This is a genomic window from Flavobacterium aestivum (assembly GCF_026870175.2).
Taxonomy (GTDB): domain Bacteria; phylum Bacteroidota; class Bacteroidia; order Flavobacteriales; family Flavobacteriaceae; genus Flavobacterium; species Flavobacterium aestivum.
This window is the reverse complement of the sequence record NZ_CP113977.2, coordinates 3,419,201-3,440,537: the sequence shown is the minus strand read 5'-3', so window position 1 is coordinate 3,440,537 and position 21,337 is coordinate 3,419,201. Positions and strand designations below refer to the sequence as shown.

At 27.9% G+C, this 21,337-nt stretch carries 15 protein-coding genes; 6 read left to right on the top strand and 9 right to left on the bottom strand.

The genetic code is table 11. The features are described from left to right. Window positions 1-88: 88 nt before the first annotated feature. Complete coding sequence (locus OZP08_RS14805) at window positions 89-2,869, top strand: sacsin N-terminal ATP-binding-like domain-containing protein (RefSeq protein WP_281322209.1); 2,781 nt, start codon at window positions 89-91, stop codon at window positions 2,867-2,869. Between the two features lie 80 nt (window positions 2,870-2,949). Here the strand turns inward: OZP08_RS14805 and OZP08_RS14800 are convergent, their stop codons facing one another. Continuing rightward, window positions 2,950-3,516 carry a helix-turn-helix domain-containing protein gene (locus OZP08_RS14800; RefSeq protein WP_268846869.1) on the bottom strand — a complete coding sequence of 189 codons (567 nt, stop codon included), beginning with the start codon at window positions 3,514-3,516 and terminating at the stop codon, window positions 2,950-2,952. 653 nt (window positions 3,517-4,169) lie between these two features. Continuing rightward, the gene (locus tag OZP08_RS14795) at window positions 4,170-4,514 is read right to left on the bottom strand and encodes a hypothetical protein (RefSeq protein ID WP_268846868.1); all 345 of its coding nucleotides are present in this window, start codon (window positions 4,512-4,514) and stop codon (window positions 4,170-4,172) included. A gap of 271 nt (window positions 4,515-4,785) precedes the next feature. Here OZP08_RS14795 and OZP08_RS14790 point away from each other — a divergent pair, with 271 nt between their 5' ends. Next, the gene (locus OZP08_RS14790; RefSeq protein ID WP_268846867.1) at window positions 4,786-5,196 is read left to right on the top strand and encodes a helix-turn-helix domain-containing protein; all 411 of its coding nucleotides are present in this window, start codon (window positions 4,786-4,788) and stop codon (window positions 5,194-5,196) included. Window positions 5,197-5,441: 245 nt separating this feature from the next. On the opposite strand, the gene OZP08_RS14785 is transcribed toward OZP08_RS14790, so the two are convergent. The 7 genes from OZP08_RS14785 to OZP08_RS14755 all read right to left on the bottom strand — a co-directional run bounded on the left by OZP08_RS14785 (window position 5,442) and on the right by OZP08_RS14755 (window position 15,034). Then, window positions 5,442-6,881, bottom strand: a complete 1,440-nt coding sequence (locus OZP08_RS14785; RefSeq protein WP_281322208.1) for a toll/interleukin-1 receptor domain-containing protein — start codon at window positions 6,879-6,881, stop codon at window positions 5,442-5,444. 476 nt (window positions 6,882-7,357) lie between these two features. Further along, window positions 7,358-7,840 carry a CPBP family intramembrane glutamic endopeptidase gene (locus OZP08_RS14780; protein ID WP_281322207.1) on the bottom strand — a complete coding sequence of 161 codons (483 nt, stop codon included), beginning with the start codon at window positions 7,838-7,840 and terminating at the stop codon, window positions 7,358-7,360. Window positions 7,841-8,213: 373 nt separating this feature from the next. Further along, complete coding sequence (locus OZP08_RS14775) at window positions 8,214-8,669, bottom strand: hypothetical protein (protein WP_281322206.1); 456 nt, start codon at window positions 8,667-8,669, stop codon at window positions 8,214-8,216. A gap of 142 nt (window positions 8,670-8,811) precedes the next feature. Next, window positions 8,812-10,992 carry a peptidase domain-containing ABC transporter gene (locus OZP08_RS14770; protein WP_281322205.1) on the bottom strand — a complete coding sequence of 727 codons (2,181 nt, stop codon included), beginning with the start codon at window positions 10,990-10,992 and terminating at the stop codon, window positions 8,812-8,814. 38 nt (window positions 10,993-11,030) lie between these two features. After that, complete coding sequence (locus OZP08_RS14765) at window positions 11,031-12,290, bottom strand: radical SAM protein (RefSeq protein ID WP_281322204.1); 1,260 nt, start codon at window positions 12,288-12,290, stop codon at window positions 11,031-11,033. Window positions 12,291-12,377: 87 nt separating this feature from the next. Further along, on the bottom strand, window positions 12,378-12,557 hold the full coding sequence (locus OZP08_RS14760) for a hypothetical protein (protein ID WP_281322203.1): 180 nt from the start codon (window positions 12,555-12,557) through the stop codon (window positions 12,378-12,380). Window positions 12,558-12,649: 92 nt separating this feature from the next. Next, window positions 12,650-15,034, bottom strand: coding sequence for a TonB-dependent receptor domain-containing protein (locus tag OZP08_RS14755; RefSeq protein WP_281322202.1), 2,385 nt, complete (start codon window positions 15,032-15,034; stop codon window positions 12,650-12,652). Window positions 15,035-15,270: 236 nt separating this feature from the next. On the opposite strand from OZP08_RS14755, the gene OZP08_RS14750 reads away from it, so the two are divergent. From OZP08_RS14750 to OZP08_RS14735, 4 genes are all read left to right on the top strand, one after another. Then, complete coding sequence (locus OZP08_RS14750; RefSeq protein WP_281322201.1) at window positions 15,271-16,998, top strand: helix-turn-helix domain-containing protein; 1,728 nt, start codon at window positions 15,271-15,273, stop codon at window positions 16,996-16,998. 133 nt (window positions 16,999-17,131) lie between these two features. Continuing rightward, window positions 17,132-17,305, top strand: a complete 174-nt coding sequence (locus OZP08_RS14745; RefSeq protein ID WP_268846853.1) for a hypothetical protein — start codon at window positions 17,132-17,134, stop codon at window positions 17,303-17,305. A gap of 113 nt (window positions 17,306-17,418) precedes the next feature. After that, complete coding sequence (locus OZP08_RS14740; RefSeq protein WP_281322200.1) at window positions 17,419-19,125, top strand: S8 family serine peptidase; 1,707 nt, start codon at window positions 17,419-17,421, stop codon at window positions 19,123-19,125. Continuing rightward, window positions 19,125-21,335 (top strand): lantibiotic dehydratase family protein, encoded by a 2,211-nt coding sequence (locus tag OZP08_RS14735; RefSeq protein ID WP_281322199.1) that lies wholly within the window; start codon window positions 19,125-19,127, stop codon window positions 21,333-21,335. Before OZP08_RS14740 ends, OZP08_RS14735 begins: the two co-directional genes overlap by 1 nt. Window positions 21,336-21,337 lie beyond the last annotated feature (2 nt).

Below are 21,337 nucleotides of genomic sequence, written 5' to 3'. Positions count from 1 at the left end.
ACTTAGATATGTGTTTCTATTTTTTATTTAATATATCCAGAAAAGTAGTTTCCTTATAATATAAGTAAAAGCAATAATTTATAAAAGAATGAAAGAAGATAAAGTTTTAGATGTAGAATTTAAATCATTTGATGACCAAATCGAGGAAACTGAAATTGAAAAAAAGTTAAGTATTCCAGCCAAAAGATTGATGGAAAAATTAGAACCTATACCTAGTAAAATAGAATCTCTTCAGTATAGATGGTTTTGGGAATTAATTCAAAATGCAAGTGATTTTAATTCTGAAGTTGATATTGAATTAGAGTATAAAGAAAATACTTTAGTATTTCGACATAATGGCCAGCCCTTTAAACTTGTAGATGTTGAAAATTTAATAACACCGGATTCAGATAAAGATGACACTGATATTGATGATGATTATATTGGGCGTTTTGGGAGTGGTTTCATATCAACACATGCTCTTTCTGCTTTAATTACAGTTGAGGGTCTGGTCAAAGATAAATACAGAGAAAATGTATATTACAGTTTTGAATTTGACTTAGACAGAAATCTATATAATTCTAAAACTAAATTGATAGATTCAATTCAAACTTCAGAAAGCCAGTTTAAAAGTAATTATATATCATCTGAGCACTTGCCCGGATCTTTTGAAACAAAATTCACTTATGATTTAACTAAAGGATTATCTAATCTAACTCCCAAAGAAGTTGCAAAATCAGGTATTGAATATGCTGTTAAGATTTTACCATTAGTTTTTACTTTTCTACCAAAACTTAAATCGGTTAAGTTTATTCAAAATGACGGTAGCTTAAAAGAAAGCTATTTTTATCAAAAAAGTAGGAATGATCAGTCTGGATTGTGTGAAATTGGTTATAAAATAAATTCAGTAGCCCAACCAGATATAAAAGTTAAGTATGCTGTCCAAGATGATGTTACAGTTGCTGTAGAAATAAAAGATAATCTTGTTGTGGAATATCCGGAAAATATCGCTGTACTCTTTTTATATCTTCCCATGATTGGTTCAGAAAAATTTCCTTTTCCAGTTTCAATAAATTCACAAAAATTTAAACCGGAAATAGAAAGAAATGGAATAAACATTTCAAATAATGACATTGAAAATAGAAATAATTTATCAAATGGAGTTAAAGCGTATCAAAAGTTGCTTGAAACATTGTCAAAAGATGGAGTTGGAAATTTATATAATTTGGTTAAATTAAAGAGCGATAGGATAAAAGCACTTTCAAATGATTCTATGTGGTTTCAGCAGAATATTGAAAGAGACTTTAAAATCGTACTCGATCAGGTAAAGTTTGTTAATTGTAGTGGAGAAAGTATTGCATACTCTGAACTAAAACTTCCTTTTATTCCAGAAAATAAATCAGAATCAAAAGATTTAGATTTTTATGATACGGTTTGTGATTTAATAGTAGGGAAGGTACCCGGCAGAGTTGAATATTTAAAATGGCTGAAAAATATAGATTTCACAATATTTAAACAAGTTCCATTTAGATTAGATGCAGCTGTAAAAATAGTAGAAGATACTAAAAATTTAGTCCAGCTTTCAAAACTGCTTAAGAAAAATGAACAAGATACAACTAAATGGCTCGCTGTTTTTATAAAGTATGTAATGGAAAATGATAATGGCCTGCTTACAAAACATCAAATAATTCCTTGTAAATCAGAAGAAGGTACATTTGTAAACAGAGATGCAGAAATTTATACAGATAATGGAGTTGATGATGATTTGATTGAGGTTTTTAATAAAATGAAAAATGAGAATTATCGAAATAAGCTTTTAAATGATGTAATAAATGAAGAGGTCATTGATCTATTACCTCTAAATAAATTTAAAAGATGGGATTCTCTTGCAAAAGAAATAGATGATATTTTCCGGGTACGATTAGATGGCAATTCTAAATTATCACAAAACGAATTAGATGGATTAAGGATTTTACTTAAATGGCTTAAAGGGAAAGGATTCCCTGATTGGAAAGAACTTCCAGTTTACTTTCCAACATTTCATGGTTCATATTCCAACTTCTTTATGGAAAGTTTTAATGAAGAAGAAAGGGTAAAAGCAATTACAATTCGTAACAGTGGGAAACAAGATTCATTACTTAGACTTGCAGAATCCGATGTTACTGAAGCAGAATTAAACAAAGTTGTAGATAGTATTTCTGAGGTAAAGAAAATAATCAGCATAATAGAATACGGCGCAAATCTAACACAGCTTAAAGAGCTGGTAGAATTGTTTCCTAATAAAATACCTTCACACTTAATGGATATTGCACGTGAAGAAGGAGAAAAAAAACGAGATTTTGATACAAAGTCAAAAATTGGCAGCGATGTTGAAAAATTATTTAAAGCTGTCTTTGAAAAAACATATTTAGGGTTTATTGTCGAAAAAGCAAATTTAGATGTTGTAAATTTTGTGTATGCTGGAGGAGGATCTTATGATTTTAGAATTACTAATTCGACTGGTCAGTCTTTTTTTATTGAAATGAAATCGGTCAAGCATGGAAACATTGATGCAGTTAAACTTGCAATGTCACAATTAGAGAGAGCTGTAGATCCTAAATTTAAAGAACATTATTGTATTGCTCTAATTGAACGTACAAAAGATATTAAGGATATGGATGAAGAGTATATTTTAAAAAACTTAAAATTTATTCCAGTTCCTGGACTTTTTCTAGAATCAGTTTATGAAGATCATAAAAAAGTAATTGAAAGTACAAGTAGAGCCAAAGAAGCTAAGCTTTTGATGCTGAACGCTGATTTTAGATGTAGTATTGATTACGAATTTCTTTTAAGTAAATCCAAATTAATTGATGAACTTGAAACAGCAGTGATAAATAGTTTAAAAGGCTAATTAAATTACATTCATGATATTTCATTATTTTACTAAAGAAAAAATGAGGATAGCTTCCTTTTTTTATTCTGTTAATAAAATTACTTCAAAAAACCTTCAATATCCTTTTTAGCAACATAAGTAAACTTTCCCTTCGAAAATTTATTTATGTTATTACGTTTTATAAGATTGTATAAAGCCCCACTTGAAATATTAAATTTCTGTTGTATTTCAGAGATAGTATAACAATCTTTAATTTCAGCCTGTTTTCTTTGTTCTGTTGGTCTTAAAACTACTTCAAAGCCAATTTGTGGTTTTTCAAATAAAGTATCAATATCACACCGTCTGATTAAAGTTTTCCTTTCTGAAAAGTTATAGGCATTTATTCTTTTGGTATTAATCAAACGATAGACTGTTTTAACTGAAAAATCTAGAAGCAATGCAAGTTGTTTTACAGTTAAAAATTCTTTGTCTTTAAGATCAATAAGCGGCTGATTTATTATTTTGATTGTTTGAAGGTTGGAGCTTTCAATTTTCTGATTTTTCAACCTTCGTTTATAATCTTTGCTTGCACATTTTAAAGAGCAATATTTTGTCGTGGTTTTCTTTGCAAGGAATTCGGAACCACAAAATCCACATATTCTATATACTGAAATATTCGAGCTCATTTTCCAATTTTATTAGTTGGAATTATAGGACTGAAAAGTAGTTAAGAAAGCTTAGATAACACATTTTGATTTGGAGAGAAATTATTCTTGGTGTATTTTCCAGGACTAAATTTTTAATTACTCCAGTAAATATAAGGCTTTCAATTCCAATAATTATGTTTCTTGGTTTATTTAAGTAGTTTAAAAAAATGCTAATTTCTGTGAAAGAAATTAGCAAACCAGTATTTACAACAGCTCACAGGTTTTAAATAAAGCGCGGTACTATTTTGAACCAAATAAAACAAAATAAAACAAAGTAAAATGGTCAGTTTATCTATAAATTTGATGATTTTAAGTAGATTTAAGAGGATTTAAGTGTCGTTATTTGCCCCAAGAAAGCACAAAATTCAATTTTTGTGTTCTGAGGTACAATTCTGGTACAAAAAGTGGGTTTTTAAGTGAAAAAAGTAGGATTTTCGGTTTTAAATTTAACATAAAATTAAGTAAATATGTTAAAATTATGTTAATTATTTGCCGATACAGAAATAATGAACTATTGATTTTAAAGGGGTTTGAGGTTATGAGGTACAAATATGGTACAAATTTATGGTTGTGCTTTTAGTGTATTTGATAATTTTTTACGGTATTTTGTGTATTAAATTAATAATTGTTCCTTAGAGATTTTGATTTCCTGAGACATCATTTCTGTTCATTTTTGAAAATATTTCTCGTGACTTGTCTAAAAATGCAGCTTCATCGGTGGGGAGTAACTCAATTACTATTTTCAGTATTTGTGCAATATTGATTTTTGAGTATGAACCGAACTCGGATTCATCCTCAATGGCAGATACACAAAGCTTCATAAGGTCAGTGATAATAAACATTAAGTGACTATAATCGCAAACGCTAAAGGATGCAGTATACAAACCCTTTTCAAGTTTGTTTGGGGCTAATGTTGTAAAAAGCTGGGTAGCTAATTCTTCTAAGTCTTGTGTAATTTTAATTGTATTGCTTTCCATTGTTATTTATTTTAATGAGATTACTATTTATTTTTTTCAAGATGCTTTAGTTTATTACTTATTGTTGCTTGTTCAAACTTGATTATGTAAGCCAATTCATATTTTTTACTTTTACATATTAAACATTATTTTTAAATTGTATTTTTGTTTATTACATGCAAGTAAACAAGATTAAGTATTGTACCGAATCATTTTTATCTGTGTCGTACGGTATTAAATATGTATTTTACATATTGTTTATTTTTTTATTCATAATTATTACCTTTGAGCTATGACTACATTTACAAAACCAAATCATATAGGGCGTAAAATAAGCCGTATTCGAGAACTCCGAGACATGAAGCAAGAAGCTTTAGCACAAGCTTTAGGAACAAACCAACAGACAATATCTGCTATGGAGAATAGCGAAAATATAGAAGATGAAAAACTTATGGAAGTAGCAAAGGCGCTGGGAGTAAGCGTAGAAGCAATAAAGAATTTTTCAGAAGAAGCCGTTCTAAATATTATAGGAAATACAGTTAATAATCACGATAATGCTTCTTCATTTAATTATGGTTGTACTTTTAATGTATTTGATAAATTGATAGATGTTTATCAAGAAAAAGAAAAACTTTACGAAAGATTACTACAAGCCGAAAAAGACAAAGTAGAATATTTGGAAAAATTATTAAAGGGGAAATAGGCTTTTATAAATAATATTCTAAATCAAAAAAAGAGACTTCAACTCTCTTTTTTTATAGTTACTGATATATAATTTTGTAGAAGCAGTTGGCAGTTTGGTTGTTTATAGTCTAAATTAATATCCAAATTATGCTAATATTGCTCCTCGATTAAAAATTACTTCTTTTAAGAAATCGAGCTCTTTTGCTTGAACACGATTTATATCGCAAATTCGCAATCTTGCCAAACGGTTGTTAGCAAGTAGTATTATCTATATGTTGCAATTGTTTCAGGGTTGATAATTTCATACACGAATGGAATATATTCAAATCCTCTATTCCCATACCTAATTCTTTCTGACGAACTGCTTTTTAGTTTTAATAATCTTTCTTTAAGTTCATTTTCATCTTCAACATCAAAAATTACTTTTACTTTTTCAAAATGCTTTTTTGAAGATATTTTCTCAAAAAAAGTAAATTTATTTTGTTGATTATATAAATGAGAATTCGGAAACCAAGTTTCATAAATATTTTCACAATGTAGATAACTTATTACATAACAAAGAGTGTCTGCAAGTATGATATTTTCTTTTGAAACCTGTTCAGATAAATTCGTTACTATATAATCACCAAACCCAGTTATTTTTTTGTAAACACTATTCATATATGTTTCCAAATTTTGGTGATAGTTATATAAAAATGAAAACTTCTTTGGTTCTTGTGTTCTTGAATATGCGTCTTTTGTATAATATTTTGAATTTAGTAAATCAGAAGTTAAATTATAATTTCTATTTTTAAGACTGACTGCAATAACATATATAAATAATTCTTGAAAAATTATTTTGAAAACATCAAATTTTGCTGGGTTCCAACTGTTTATATCTTCTCTTGGTTTTTCATAAATTGGAGCATTTTCAAAAAATTCAATTATTATATCCGTATCAATTTCAACTTCTATACTTGTTATTAATTCAATAAATTTTATAAAATCTTCTCGTAATGGTTTATATGCTTTTAGCGTTTCAACTAATTTTTCACCAAAACTATTTATATCTCTTGGGACTTCATCAGGTTGAAATTCCCATAGATTTTCTAAAAAAGCTTCGATAAAATCAACAGTATATTTTGGATTTATTTTTGGATTTCGTTTGATTTGATTTTCAATAGTTCTTATTTTGGAATTTATTTCAGATAAATTAATTTTATTTTCAGTTATGTAAACTGGCGCATTAATTCCTAATTTCGGTTTAGGAATTGAAGGCGTTTCTAAAATATTTCGGAGTAATTCTTCATAACTATCTTCAAAGTTTTCTTCTCTTGAAAAATCAATATATTTTCTACTTGATAAGTAAATTGGCAAACAAGGATTGCCATTTTCATCTCGTTCTAAAACAATTGGAATAAATTTATCTTGCTTCTGATTTGAGTATATTTTTGGTGTAATAATTTGTGTTTCTGTCCCAACACCTCCTTCTCTTTCATCCGCTTTTTCTTGATATTTAGAATTTGAGATAATTAAAACTCTGAAAATTTCTTCGGAGTTAACCATTTCTTCCATAAAACTAAATATGTCGTGACCATCTTTTAAGCTCCATCTGTCAAGTACAACATCAACCGTATCGCTCATTAATCTAGTTCCAAGATTTACAATCCAATCTTGGTGTTCTTTGTTTCCCCAACTATATGATATAAATATTTTTTTTCCCATTTTTTTTTTTTTTTAAGTTCTCGGTTTTCGCGGTTTTTCGGTAACATTACTATCAAAGTTCTGGTACTACAGCGGGTTTGTAACTAAATTAGAATTATTTTTCGGCTTAACCAAATTCTCACAAATATAAACCAATCTCTAAATGAAGCTTAATCTTCAAATTTCTGTAGCAAGTGTTATGGTGTGTAGTGACAAGGCTATTGAGTACGGATGGTTTGCTCTAATTATTGATTTTAATTTCGGTATGTGTGAACTACATAGGTCTATAGATCTATGAACTAATCTTTAATGTGAATAATTATAAAATGCTTCACCAATAACCAATCCAAAAAAGTATAAAAAAGCCCATAAAATAATAGCCGAAATTATTATTCTTACAAAAATACTCTTATCAATTAATTTTTTTTCAATTTTCATAATTTAAATTTAGCATTAACATTCATTATATATAAAATTCAACGGATTCAAAATGGTATTTAAATTAGATATTTTAAAGATATTATTACAGTGTTGTATGCCATATGTGCTAGAGTTGTATATAAAATACCTTTTTTGATATCTTTTTCGATAATATAGACATATGCAAACACTAATCCAGAGAAAATGCCAAACAAAAAATAAAAGAAATTGTAGTCATGAAATAACCCAAAAAAGAAAGCAGAAATACAACAACAGCTAAAAGAATTATATTTCTTTTTTATGATTTCAATAATTGCAAACTGAAATAATACAGTTTCAACTATCGGTGCCCTTAGGACAGCTACATAAAAGGCGTTAGAAAAAGAGCCTAAATCCTTAGACCCCTTTGTTATTTCTTCATTAAAAAAATAATCTGCCACAAATCCAAGCGAAAACGAAATTAATGTATTGACTAAAACCGCAAGCAAAATAAGCTTTATCTTGCTAATACTCCTCAAATAAGAATTAATCTTTAGTAATCTATGTCTAATTATATCCATACAAACGAAAATTATTTTTGAAATTTAATAATGGATAAAGACTGTCGCTAAAAATTTCAACAGCTCTTTTTAATCATTTCATATCACTTTCACATTAACAAAACTCGTGAATGGTGTATTATTTGTGGTACTTTGTACCATCCCACGAGTTTGATCGCTAATGTATACTGTAATGATGGACTATAGTGCTAAAAAAAGCAATACTCGTAAAACCATCACTAAGTTGATCCAAATGTTCTTAGTTTTGTTTTTGGCAATAAGATTTTTGAAGATATTTATAGTGTCTGAAAAGAAGTTTATTTTTCAGTAAAAATTTAAAGAATTAATTTATCGTTGCTATATAAATATAGTCTTTTAATCTCGGGCATATAAATTATAGAGGCTTAATACGACTTGCATTTCTAACAATTAAACTATCTATTATTTTTCCTTTTTCATAAGTTTTTATAGTAGTCAAAATTCCATTTTTATTATAACAATACCATTTACCATAATAATACCAATGATTTACTGTATCATTACTATCTAATTTAGTATATCCACGTTTCATTATTTTTCCGTTTGGGTAGTAAAAATAGGCATGACATATTCCATTTTTATATCTTTCTTTACGAACGACCTTCCCATTATATAAATATTTCCAAGTTCCTTTTTCTTTTCCTTTTTTATATTTTCCTTTAGTAATATAAACATAATCAAGTGTGTCGACAGTAATCCATTTTCCTTCTCGTTGATGGTTAACTATTTGATTAGTTTTGGTTTTACATCCCAAAAAAAATAGTAAAAAAATTAAAAAGATTAATTTTAAGTAAGAAGCATTATAATTCATGATGAATATTATTGAAATTAATAAAACAACAATCTTGTAACAAAATAAATAGATACTATATTGAACAATGAAATTAAAACACCAATGTAGTATAATTTTTTAGGTATTTCTCCGAATAATGTAGTCTTCATTTTTACTTACTTTAATTTCCTAACTCTAACTGATTTTTTATTAAATTGAAATATTTTCCTTTTAAATTAATTAATTCGTTATGTGTGCCTCTTTCAACAATGTTAGCTTTTTCTAATACAATAATTTGGTCAGCGTTTATCACTGTACTTAAACGATGTGCAACCACAAGTAATGTTTTTCCTTTAAAATATTTTTCTATATTATTAACAATAATTTTTTCATTTTCAGCATCTAATGAATTTGTAGCTTCATCGAAAAAGAGATAATCTGGATTTTTGTAAATAGCTCTTGCAATTAATATTCGTTGTTTTTGTCCTTGACTAATTCCGATACCTTCTTGACCAATCATTGTTTCATATTTCATAGGTAATTCTTCTATAAATGATTTTATATTTGCATTATGAACTGCTATGAGTAATTTATTAATATCATAATCATCACTTAAGGTAATATTAAAGGCAATCGAATTAGAAAAGATAAAACTATCCTGAAAAATAACTCCACATCTACTGCGCCAAGTTTTATCATCAATCTCTTCTATACTTCTTTCATTCAAATTAATTATTCCTTTTTGTGGACTATAAAATTTTAAAAGTAATTTAATTAAAGTTGTTTTACCACTACCACTTAATCCTACAATTGCAGTAGTAGTTCCTTCTGTGATTTTAAGATTTATATTGTTTAAAACATTTGTAACACCGTTGTATGAAAAAGACAGATCAATCAATTCGATGTTACCATTATTAAAAAAACTACTTTTTTTCTCGCCATTAGATTCTTCAGAGATGCCACTAATTTCATCCAATCGATTTACGCTAACCATCAGTAATTGAAAATTTAAAATACAATTTATTAATTGAGTAACAGGAACGTTTACTGCGCCTATAACAAAAATAATTGACATCATTGTTCCAACCGATAAATTACCTTTTATTACTGAAAGTGCAGAAATAAATGTTATTAAAATTGAAGTTAAAAAAGATATAAATCGATAACTTTCATAGCGTTGATTTAATCGAAGGTTTTTAATATTATTATTAAAAAGCTCTAATTGTATATTTTCCCATTCCTTTTTCTTTTGATTCTCTAAATTGTTAAGTTTAATTTCTTGCATTCCTGTTAACAATTCAATGTTTTTGCTTTGTTCTTTGCCAACTAATTTAAATTTAATCTTATCAAGAACCTTGATTCGTTCTAAGAAGCTAAAAACCCACGTCAGTTGGAGAGTATTTCCTATAATGAATATAAAAAAAACAGGTAAACTGAAATAGAAAAGAATAGAACTAAAAACAATTAAACTAAAAAAAGCGAATATACTTTTCAATAAATCTTCAGTCAAAAATCTCTCAATTCTTTTATGATCTTCAATTCGCTCAAGTAAATCACCAATAGTTTTTGAATAAAAAAATCTAATTGGTAGATCCATTAATTTCATCAAAAAACTTGACACTAAACTCAAACTTATTCTTGAACTAATATTTATAAATAGCCAAGATCTATAAAACTCATTAACTATTTTACTAATAAATAAAACTATTTGCCCTGTTAAAATTAGATATAAAAAAGTAAGATTTTTAAATATTACTCCTTTATCTATGATTTTTTGTGTAAAAAATGGAAAGAGAAATTCAATAATAGATGATAATAAAAGAATAATTGCCAACAAATAAATTTGTTGTTTATAACTCATTAAGTTTTGCAAAACATGACTAAAACTTTCTTTTTTTCTATTTTTTTCAATTTTATGATGTTGAAATAATTCTTTTGTAGGTTTTAATATTAAAATAATTCCTTTCTCTCTATTCTCTTTCCAACCATCTAAAAATTGTTGTTTTGTATAAATCAATCGACCAATTCCAGGATCACTAACATAAATCTTATTTTTTGTCAATTTATATACAACAACAAAATGATTTTGATTCCAAAAAAAAATAGCTGGTAAAATAACATTCTCTTTAATTTCATCAAAACCAAGTTCAACAAATAAATTTTCAAAACCAATTTTTGAACAAACTGATCCTAATTCTGAAAGCGATAATCCTTGTCTTGTAAGATTACTTTCTGCAAAAATATTATTTCTAACAGCTATATTAACCCCATAATATTTACTTATTATTCTAATACATGCGAGACCGCAATCAGCACTATCTAATTGTTGAACATAAGGAAATTTTTTAAATTTTAATTTCATAATTAAACCTACAAATCTTTATTGAATACTTTTTGTATTTATTTTATGGTTTCAGCAAATAATTTGGATTCATTTCTTTTAAAAGATTCTAGTTTTGTGATGTATTCAGGCTCTGAAATTGTAGGTAGTGTATTCTCAATAATTTTTAAGGCTTCTTCATAAGTCAATTTAGAAATCCCTGTTTGAGAAACCAATTCAGCAGGCATAGTATCAATAACAGTATTTTGGATATGAGTTATCAATCTCAATAGATCGTCGCAGTATATTGTTGGATTATTAAAACCATTTTTAGAACTGAATCTATGTGGTAAATAACCACCTCCACAAATCTCCTGAACTGGACAAGCAAGACATTTTTTTGGTAAATATTTGCCAGAATTATAATAAACGTCTATTAAATCGGATTTACTAACTTCATCAATTTCATGTATATTAATATTTATTCCATTTTTCGTAAACGAATCTCCACAAGATTTTAAAACATCAACGGCTTCTAAACCTCCATTAGTTTCTAATATCAAAACATGATTTTCTCCTACTCCCAAGGAATCAATTCCATTTTTCTCACCTATTATTTCTTTGATTATCATATCAAATAAGCGTATTCTAAATTTTTGCTCGTCGTTATACCATTTATCAAAAACTTTAATATACCACTCGGCTGGAGTTACACTACTATTGAAAATAGAATCTTTATTGTCATAATTTACATCTAATAATAAAACATCTACAGATTTTAATTCTAAACTTTTGAAATGTTCGTAATATTCGTATGGATTTACATTTAGATTCATTACAGATAAAACACCTGTATTAAAATCATTCTTTTTTAAAATATTTATTCCGTTTATAACTTCATCGTAAGTACCTTTTCCTTTTTTATCAACTCTGAATATATCATTTTCCTTTTTTGGACCATCTAGACTAACACCAACATTTACTTTATGCTTTTTAAATATCTCACACCATTCATTATCTAAAAGAATACCATTTGTTTGTAATGAAAAACTAACTTGAATATCATTTTTCTTAATAATATCAAAATGATTTATAAAATTTACAAAATCTGATTTCTTCATCAATAAAGGCTCTCCACCGTGAATAATAATTCCGAGTGTATTTAAGTTATTTTTTTGTAAATGAGTGAGTATTTTTTTTGAAAAATTCTCAATTGTTTTTTCTTCAATAAATCTAGGTTGTGATTTATAGGACAAATCACCTAAATTATACATATAACAATAAGAGCAATTTATATTACATCTGCTTGCCACTTTTACTACAATTTTATTAATTCTCATGTATGTTTATTTTTTAGTTTTAAGACTTGAATGCATAACACAAAATAGAGCCGTCTAAATATATTTAGACGGTCTATAATTAATTGTTTATGCTTGTGCCCATTGAGCTTCACAGAAATCACATTTTGCAAAACAACCAGGGGCACCCCCTCCAGCGAATGGTGAATTTGCTACATCTAATGCCGCTTTTTTTAATACTGGATTTTCAATCAGGCTAACGGAATTCTCTAATGATTTAAAATCATTGTTGTTTAATTTAAATTTCATGATATAATTTATTTAAGATTTTAGACTATTCTTTTTGAGTCATAAAGTCATTATTGGACTGGCTTGCAAGCTTTTTTTTAATACTTTTATCTTTATTTTATTCTTTTTTCCTCTTCTTTATTACTGAATTCTCTTTTGTTCTCTTTAATTGATTTTCCAAATTTATAAATGGCTGAAAATCTAATTTTTTGAGTATCTTGATAATCAAATTTTTCTTGTCGAATGTCGTTTATGTTGTTACTAAAAATAATAGCACTCGTTTTAAATATGTCGCTAATTGTAATTACTAATTGTAATTTTCTGTTATATAATTCCTGTTTAATTCCAGTATCAAACCTATAGTATGCTGTTGTTTTATAACTATTTGAAACTGATGCCGATTGAAATATAAAATTTAGCTCAGCAGTAAGTGTTTTTAATTTATTAAGCGTAAAATTGTTATAACTTGATAAGTACATTGACAAACCTTCAATCATAGGAGGTGTCTCTTTTAGGCTAGACTTAGTTTGAGTATAAAAAATGTTTAATCCATTATTACTTTGCCAGCCTTTAACTTTTGCAAAAGAGTAATTTTCAGAAACGCCAAGTCTTTTATTCTTGAAAAAATTATAGGGGATAGTATATTGATAATTAAGTGAATCATTCGTAAAGGTAATTTGATCAATACCCTTGCTTATATGGTTAAAATAAACAGAATGATAAAAACTACCTTTTGTACATGCTAATTCTATATTATTACTAAAATATGGAGTTAAATAAGGATTCCCTTCTGTATAATTTGTAGCTGTAGAATAAATCCGAAATGGATTTAATAGATTATATGAAGGTCTTTCAATTCTTCTGCTATAATTTAATGAAAAGGTAGTTTCTTTTTCAGTATTGTAAGTCAAATAAAATGTAGGAAATAATTCCGTATAATTATTTTTATAAACATTATATGTATCTATCAAAGTACTTTTTGTACTCGTATTTTCTAATCTCAACCCTAATTGAATATTCCATCTTTTTGATAATTCTTTATTTGCCGAAACATATAAAGCACCATTATTTTCTTCATACAAAAAACGATTGCTTTTTGTTGGATCTAAAATAAATTGATCAGAAAGTATATCATAAAATATAATCTCATTATCGTTTTTTGTAAAAGATAGCTTCCCACCAAAAGAAATGCTAACCCAATTTAATGGTAGTGTAAAATCAACTTTTGAGGAATAAATGTCAATATTTTGCTGTCCTTTATTAATGGCTAAAAAAGAACTGTTGGGTTTTAACTCTCCATTTGGGAAAAGAGTATTAGTATTGAATTTGTTATTTATAAAATAGTCATAGTCAAAATAATCGAAATCTATTGAAAAAAATTTCCCCATTGAATCGAGTTTGGTAACACTATGAAAATTTAAAGAATTTGTTTTTCTATCAATGTTTTTAATTGATGATGTTTTAATAATTGAATCCAATTGATTCGAAAATCTATTAATAATCTTGGAGACATTTTTAGATTTTATTTCAGATGTATTAGATATTCCATTATATTCAATACCAATACTTGTTTTAGATGAAATTTTATAATCCAAAGCAATCCTTAAATTCTCATTATTGCGTAAATTTTTCACATTATATGCCTCATTCCATGTATAATTTGGATAAAAAATATCATATTTTTGAATTGGCGCACCAATACCTTTGGTAATGAAAAAATTTGAACTAAGGGTTAGTTTATTTTCTTGATAATTAACACCACCTCCTAAATCTTTAGTTCCATATTTTGCTTGGGTATATGATGTTTTAACATTCCCATTAAAAAAATCCTTTTTTGCTTTTTTCAATACAATATTTATTAAACCACTATTACCTTCTGCACTATATTTTGAAGGAGGGTTAGTGATAACTTCTATTTTTGATATATTATCAGCAGAAATGGATTTTAGCATATTAGATAAATCTTCTCCTGAAAGTTGCAACAAACGATCATCAATCATTACTGAAATTGTTGATTTACCAACAATCGATATTGAATTCTCTTGGACTATTAAACTAGGTGTTGCTTTTAATGCATCAAAAGCGTCCCCACCTTTAGCGGCTAAAGAATTCTCAACATTAAAGACCAATCGATCCACTTTTCTTTCTACAAGTTTCTTCCTTCCTATTACTACCACTTCTATTAGCTTTTGTTCTTTCTCTATTATTTTAATGATGCCTAAATCAATACTTTGATCTAGATTCATTTTTTGCTTCCATAAAACTGACCCTAACTTTCTTATTTTTAAAAGATAACTACCCTTTTCAATATGTATAGTAAATTCTCCATTTACATTAGTTAATTCACTTTTTATGACAACAGAGTCTTTATTTATTAACAAAACTTCTGCATATTCAATAAACTTGTTTTGATCATTAACAACTTTACCAGTTATTTTAACTTGTGAAAATAAAACTGAGCTCCAAAAGAGGGTTAGGCAAAAAATAATTTTTATCATTCTAAAAAAATCTTAAATATTTATGATTTACGACATTCCAAAACTAGTAGAAATACCCTACCAAAAGCAAACAATGATTGTCGTGATTCCTGAATTCCGTTACGGATTTCAGGAATTCCGAAATTAGAAAAAGTGTAAATACCTGATTATCATTTAATTGTTAAATTTATAAGAAAATGATTATTTTATTTGAAATTTGCGTTTATTTGCAGTATTTATTTACAAGACAAAATCACATGAACTATTTACAATGGAATAAATTTCTTTTTATACTCCTAATTCCGTTTGCTATACTCGGACAGGCATCAAAAAGGGAGATTTCACGACTGACTTATGATGAATTAAAGAATTTATATTTTGATAATGAGAAAGACCAAAAACTACAACTGGAATGCGCCAATGCTTATTTAACTAAAGCAAAAAATGAAAATAATCATATTCAAAAAGCAAGAGGATACTTTTTATATTCATTAGAGAATGAAGGTAATAAAGCAATCAAATATTTAGATAGTTGCATTACCTTTTCAAGAAAGGAGAATGACTCTAAATTTCCTGCTTATGCCTATTCAAGTAAAGCTTATAAATTAAAAAAACTGTTTAAATATAGGCAAGCAATAGATAATTTTATACTGGCAGAAAAATATGCGCAAACAAATAATAAAGATTTTTATTATAAAGTTAAATTTTCAATTGCTGTTTTACGATCAGAAGAATTAGGAGAAGTGCGTGAAGCCCTCAATTTATATAGAGAATGTTTTAATTATTATAAAGACAAAGAAATCAGAACGCAAATGTATTCTTATGGCTATCAGGATGTAATATTTGCTTTAGCAGATGCTTTTAAAGCACTCAATCAAACAGACTCTGCTACTTACTATAATAAATTGGGCTTTCGAGAATCAAAACTAACAAAGGATAACAGATATAATGCTCTTTTCATATTAAATGAAGGAGCAAACTTAGTATTGCAAAAAAAATTCAAAGCTGCATTAGACAGTATTACCAAAGCATTACCAAAGATGATTATATTTAAAGATGAAGGTAATACTTTGGCGGCCTATTACTATTTAGGGAAAACCTATGAAGGTTTAGGAAGTAAAACTATGGCGGTTAAAAATTTTATAAGAGTAGATTCAATTTATAACAAAACAAAAAGAATAACTCCGGAATTTATAAGTGGATATCCTTATTTGATATCTTATTTTAAAGAAAAAAAAGACAAAGAAAACCAGTTAAAATACATAACAAGATACATGTACATTGACAGTGTTCTCCAAACCAATTATAAAGAGCTAACAAAAAAACTGCAAAAAGAATATGATACTCCTCACTTACTTTCGGAAAAAGAAATACTTATAGAATCTTTAGAAGAAGATAATTCTAAATCATATTGGAGCATTGGCGGTTTACTTTTAATTTCTATATCTGTTAGCGGGTTTGGAATTTATCAACTTAATTTAAAAAAAAGAGACAGAAGCCGATTCGAAAAAATCATGAATCAAACGAAGTTATCCAATAGTAATTTTATAAATACTGATAACGAAGAAAATAAAGCCGAAACTCAAACTAATAATAAGGAGGATATCGGTATTTCCGAAGAATTGATCAATCAAATTCTGGAAAAACTCAAACGTTTTGAAACCAAAAAAGAGTTTTTACAACCTAATATTACGGTACAAATCCTCTCCAATACTTTTGAAACAAATAGCAAATACATTTCTAAAATAGTGAATACATATAAAGGTAAAACCTTTATTCAATACATCAACGATTTAAGAGTAGAATTTGCAATTGTACAATTGCAACAAAACAATAAATTGAGAAATTATACTATTCAAGCATTGGCATTGGAGTTTGGTTTTAATAGTGCCGAATCCTTTTCAGCAGCTTTCCACAAAAAAACAGGCATAAAACCAACTTACTTTATTAAAGAACTAGAAAAATCCAAAAAAACACAAATATAACATTGTCAAATAATTGCATTCTTAAAAAATCGAAATTCCCGAATTCCGACAAGCAAAATACAGTTTTTTTTATCCTCAAAAAAAGAAGTCAATAAATTTGTCAATACTAAAAACTAATAAAAAACTTAAAATTATGAAAACTAACAAAGACAAAAAAACAATCAAAAAATTTGATCTAAAAAAATTCGAAGTAGTAAAATTTAAAAAAATGAATCTGATTAATGGAGGCGGTAGTCCAGGAACTGAGGATCCAGGTACGATTACAAATACTAGTAGTAACTGTGAAAGAGATAGTAATCAATTTTAAAAGATTCAAACTTAAAAAATACTCACAGATTTAAAAGATTAAAAAATCATTTTAATCTTTTAAATCTGTGATTAAATAATGTAAAATATACAGTTCTTCTAATATTTTTGTTTATGAAATTCATCTATTCTTTTTTATTTATTTTACTATTCTTCGCAAGTTGCAAGTCTTCAAAGGAAGCCTATAATTCCTATACCAATTTGACTGCTAAAAAAAAGGTTACCCCATTAATCTTACAAACGTGGTATCAAAAAGATTATGGACAAGACACTATTCCAGGTATTTCTCTAGATAAATGGTATGCTCAAAATAAAAAGAAACCCAAAAGTAAAGATATTATTGTAGCTATAATAGACACCCAAATTGATTTAAAACATGAGGATCTACAAGAAAAAATCTGGACGAACCCTAATGAGATTCCAAACAATGGTATCGATGATGACAAAAATGGTTATATAGATGATATCAATGGTTGGAGCTTTACGGGCACAAAGAGCGGAGGTTATATAGTATGGGGAAATTTCGAATATGTAAGAATTGTTAGAGAATGGGAAACTCTATATAAAGATAAAATAGAGAGCCAAATTACTGCTCAAGAACTTTCAAATTATAAAGAATACCTTAGAGCACAAAAAATACTTGAAAAAGAGATTAATTATTACAAAAACTGGTTAAAATCATTAAACTATAGTGTTCTTACTTATCCAATAGCCAAAGATAGCTTAAAACATTATTTCCCAAAAGAAGATTATACCTACCAACAATTGGATAGTATGTATAAAAAGTATAAAATAAATGACAAAACATTTAGACAAAGGCGAGAAGACAGAGACTGGGATATTGGAGCAATGATAGGTTTTATGAAAGCAAGGCTAGATTTCAATGAACACTCTTTGGAAGATGTAAAAGAAAATGAAACTCAAGCAGATTCAATACTCAATAAAAATTTGAATATAAATTTTAATGAACGCACTTCTTTAGGTGACAATCCTAAAATTTTAGAAAAAGGATATGGGAATAATAACATTTCTAATAATAAAACCAATCATCGAACTATTCAAGACCATTGTACTAAAGTATCAGGTATTATAGCTGCAAACAGGACAAATAATAAAGGAATAAAAGGAATTTCCGACAATGTAAAAATCATGCCTTTAAACATCTCTTATTCTGGAGATGAGAATGACAAAGATATTGCTATGGCAGTGCGTTATGCTGTAGATAATGGTGCCAAAATAATCAATATGTCTTTCGGTAAAGAATTCTCTCTACATAAAGAATGGGTTTTTGAAGCCTTCAAATATGCCGAAGAGCACAATGTTTTACTCATTCACAGTGCAGGAAATAATAAATTTAATGTTGATGAAAATCCATACTATCCTAGCGATAATTGTTTTGACGGCTCAAAAGAAGTTTGTAGCAATTTTATCAATGTGGGTTCGATTTCCTTAAAATTGAATAGTATGTTTGTATCTCGTTTTACAAATTATGGGAAACAAAATGTAGATTTATTTGCTCCTGGAGATGAAATATACACCACAGGAGCGGGAAATGTCTATAAAACAGATTCAGGGACTTCATTAGCAGGACCTATGGTCTCTGGAACCGCTGCTTTAATCTGGTCGTATTATCCTAAACTTACCGCAACTGAGGTCAAACAAATTATTATGGATTCAGGTACTCCTTATGATTTAGAAGTTATTGTTCCTGGTACAAAAGATAAAAAAGTTCCTTTTTCAGAACTATCTAAATCAGGAAAAGTCTTAAATGTGTATAATGCCATGCTAATGGCTGAGAAAGTGAGCAAGCATAAAAAATAATGAACAAATACAACGTTCTCCCTTTTCAGCATTATGTTTTAAGGACGCCTTTATTTCCCATCGCTTTCTATAAAGAGGTATTGGAGAACTACTCTCAAGAACACTTATTATTACAGCTTGAAAATTTCTATATCCGAGAAGCTATCTATTTAGCTTCTCCAGAACTAATTGTGGCTTTAGACAAATGGAAATCGAATCCTTCAAGCATATCTGATAAAAAAAAGAAAGCTCTAGAAATCAGCTTTTTAAAATATTTAGCTAGAATGTCTGCCCGTTGTACACCTTTTGGATTATTTGCGGGTTGCACTGTTGGCAAAATAGCCGAAGAAACAAACATTATACTCGAATGCCCAGAATTTTACGCTCGTCACACGCAATTCGACATGCAATTTTGGGTAGCTCTTTTACAAAATTTAGCCAAACGGAAAGAAGTTATACCACTGCTTAAATTTTATCCTAATAATTCTATTTATCAGCTTGGTGATTTTTATAGATATGTAGAATACAAATACATAAAAACGAAAAGAGAACACAGTATTTCGGCAATACGAAAATCCGATTTACTGGCTCTCTTATTGTCCCAAACCAAATCAGGTATGACTGTTCATGAAATGGTTAATCTTCTAGCCGATGATGATTCTGAAACAGAACAAGCTTTAGAATATATAAATCAGCTTATCGATTTTCAATTTCTAGTAAGCGAATTGGATGGTACTGTAACTGGCAATGACGATTGGAACAGCATTTTTGCTATTCTAAATAAAATTCCAGCGTTAAAAAAAGATTGCGAACTTTTGCAAAGAATACAACAACAGTTTGCAGCATTAGATGAAAATCTAATTCCTTCCGAAAAAAAATACGAAAACATCAAAAAAGGAATTCAAAATTTAAATGTCGAATATGATGAAAAGTACCTTTTTCAGACCGACTTAAATACTGCTACTGCTTCAAATATACTAAGCGATACCGTTCCTAAAAAAGTACTGCAAGCCATTCGGTTTTTAAACGGAATCCAAAAGCCTAAAGCATATTTAAATCATGCCAACTTTATAAAGTCATTTACCAAAAGATATGAATCACGAGAAATGCCATTAACCACTGTTTTAGACACGGAGACAGGAATTGGCTATATTCAAAATTCAGAGATGAATGACACTCATGATCTCTTGGATAAATTTTTATTCAACAGTAAAATTGCAGATGATAAAAATGAAATCTGGACTGCTTTTGACTCTATTTTAGAAAAAAAAATGCAAGAGTGCCTGCAAAAAAACAGAGCTACATTAACTCTTTCTGAAAAAGATTTTCCAGATTTTGATCCCAATTGGAATAATGCACCTACTACTTTTTCTGTAATGATTGAGTATTTTAAAAAAGAGAATAAAGAACTTATTGCTATAGAATCATCGGGTGGTATTAGTGCTGCAAAATTATTAGGGCGCTTTTGTAATGGGAATACTGAAATTCATAATTTGACAAAAGAAATCATCAAAAAAGAATCTAACTATCATTCAGACAAGATTCTTGCTGAGATCGTTCACATACCAGAATCACGAACTGGTAATATTCTAAGAAGACCTGTTTTAAGAGACTATGAAATAGCCTATTTATCTAACTCAGGAGTAAATAAAAAACATCAAATCGAGTTAGAAGATTTAATGATTTCAATCAAAAAAAACACTGTTGTTTTGCGATCTAAAAAACACAATAAAGAAGTGCTCCCATGTTTATCAAATGCACATAACTATTCCAATAAATCATTGCCTATTTATCATTTTTTAAGTGATTTGCAATCACAAAACATAAAACCGATTTATAGCTTCTCTTGGGGAGTTTTAGAAACTCATTATAGCTATTTTCCTAGAGTCACATACAAAGACATCATCCTCTCGAAAGCAAAATGGAAAGTAACCCAAAAAGAAATAGACTCTTTTTATACTAAAACCGACTCTTCTCTTTTGGAAACATTTACGAACTGGAGATTGAAACGAAACATTTCAAGATTTGCAAATTGGGTACACTTTGACAATACTCTTTTAATTGATTTTGAAAAAGAAATTGGTATACAATTATTTCTAAAGTCGACACAAAATCACAACACAATTATCTTAGAAGAATTTTTATTTACGGAAGAATCGGTTACTAAAAATAAAAATGGTGAAGACCTTGCCAATCAAATTATACTCTCATTTAATAAAGAGCATGCCTAAAA

Coding starts and splice junctions, on each gene's coding strand:
- OZP08_RS14775 (WP_281322206.1), bottom strand. CDS start 8,669: ATGAATTATAATGCTTCTTACTTAAAATTAATCTTTTTAATTTTTTTA.
- OZP08_RS14795 (WP_268846868.1), bottom strand. CDS start 4,514: ATGGAAAGCAATACAATTAAAATTACACAAGACTTAGAAGAATTAGCT.
- OZP08_RS14770 (WP_281322205.1), bottom strand. CDS start 10,992: ATGAAATTAAAATTTAAAAAATTTCCTTATGTTCAACAATTAGATAGT.
- OZP08_RS14750 (WP_281322201.1), top strand. CDS start 15,271: ATGAACTATTTACAATGGAATAAATTTCTTTTTATACTCCTAATTCCG.
- OZP08_RS14800 (WP_268846869.1), bottom strand. CDS start 3,516: ATGAGCTCGAATATTTCAGTATATAGAATATGTGGATTTTGTGGTTCC.
- OZP08_RS14735 (WP_281322199.1), top strand. CDS start 19,125: ATGAACAAATACAACGTTCTCCCTTTTCAGCATTATGTTTTAAGGACG.
- OZP08_RS14745 (WP_268846853.1), top strand. CDS start 17,132: ATGAAAACTAACAAAGACAAAAAAACAATCAAAAAATTTGATCTAAAA.
- OZP08_RS14765 (WP_281322204.1), bottom strand. CDS start 12,290: ATGAGAATTAATAAAATTGTAGTAAAAGTGGCAAGCAGATGTAATATA.
- OZP08_RS14785 (WP_281322208.1), bottom strand. CDS start 6,881: ATGGGAAAAAAAATATTTATATCATATAGTTGGGGAAACAAAGAACAC.
- OZP08_RS14760 (WP_281322203.1), bottom strand. CDS start 12,557: ATGAAATTTAAATTAAACAACAATGATTTTAAATCATTAGAGAATTCC.
- OZP08_RS14740 (WP_281322200.1), top strand. CDS start 17,419: ATGAAATTCATCTATTCTTTTTTATTTATTTTACTATTCTTCGCAAGT.
- OZP08_RS14755 (WP_281322202.1), bottom strand. CDS start 15,034: ATGATAAAAATTATTTTTTGCCTAACCCTCTTTTGGAGCTCAGTTTTA.
- OZP08_RS14780 (WP_281322207.1), bottom strand. CDS start 7,840: ATGGATATAATTAGACATAGATTACTAAAGATTAATTCTTATTTGAGG.
- OZP08_RS14790 (WP_268846867.1), top strand. CDS start 4,786: ATGACTACATTTACAAAACCAAATCATATAGGGCGTAAAATAAGCCGT.
- OZP08_RS14805 (WP_281322209.1), top strand. CDS start 89: ATGAAAGAAGATAAAGTTTTAGATGTAGAATTTAAATCATTTGATGAC.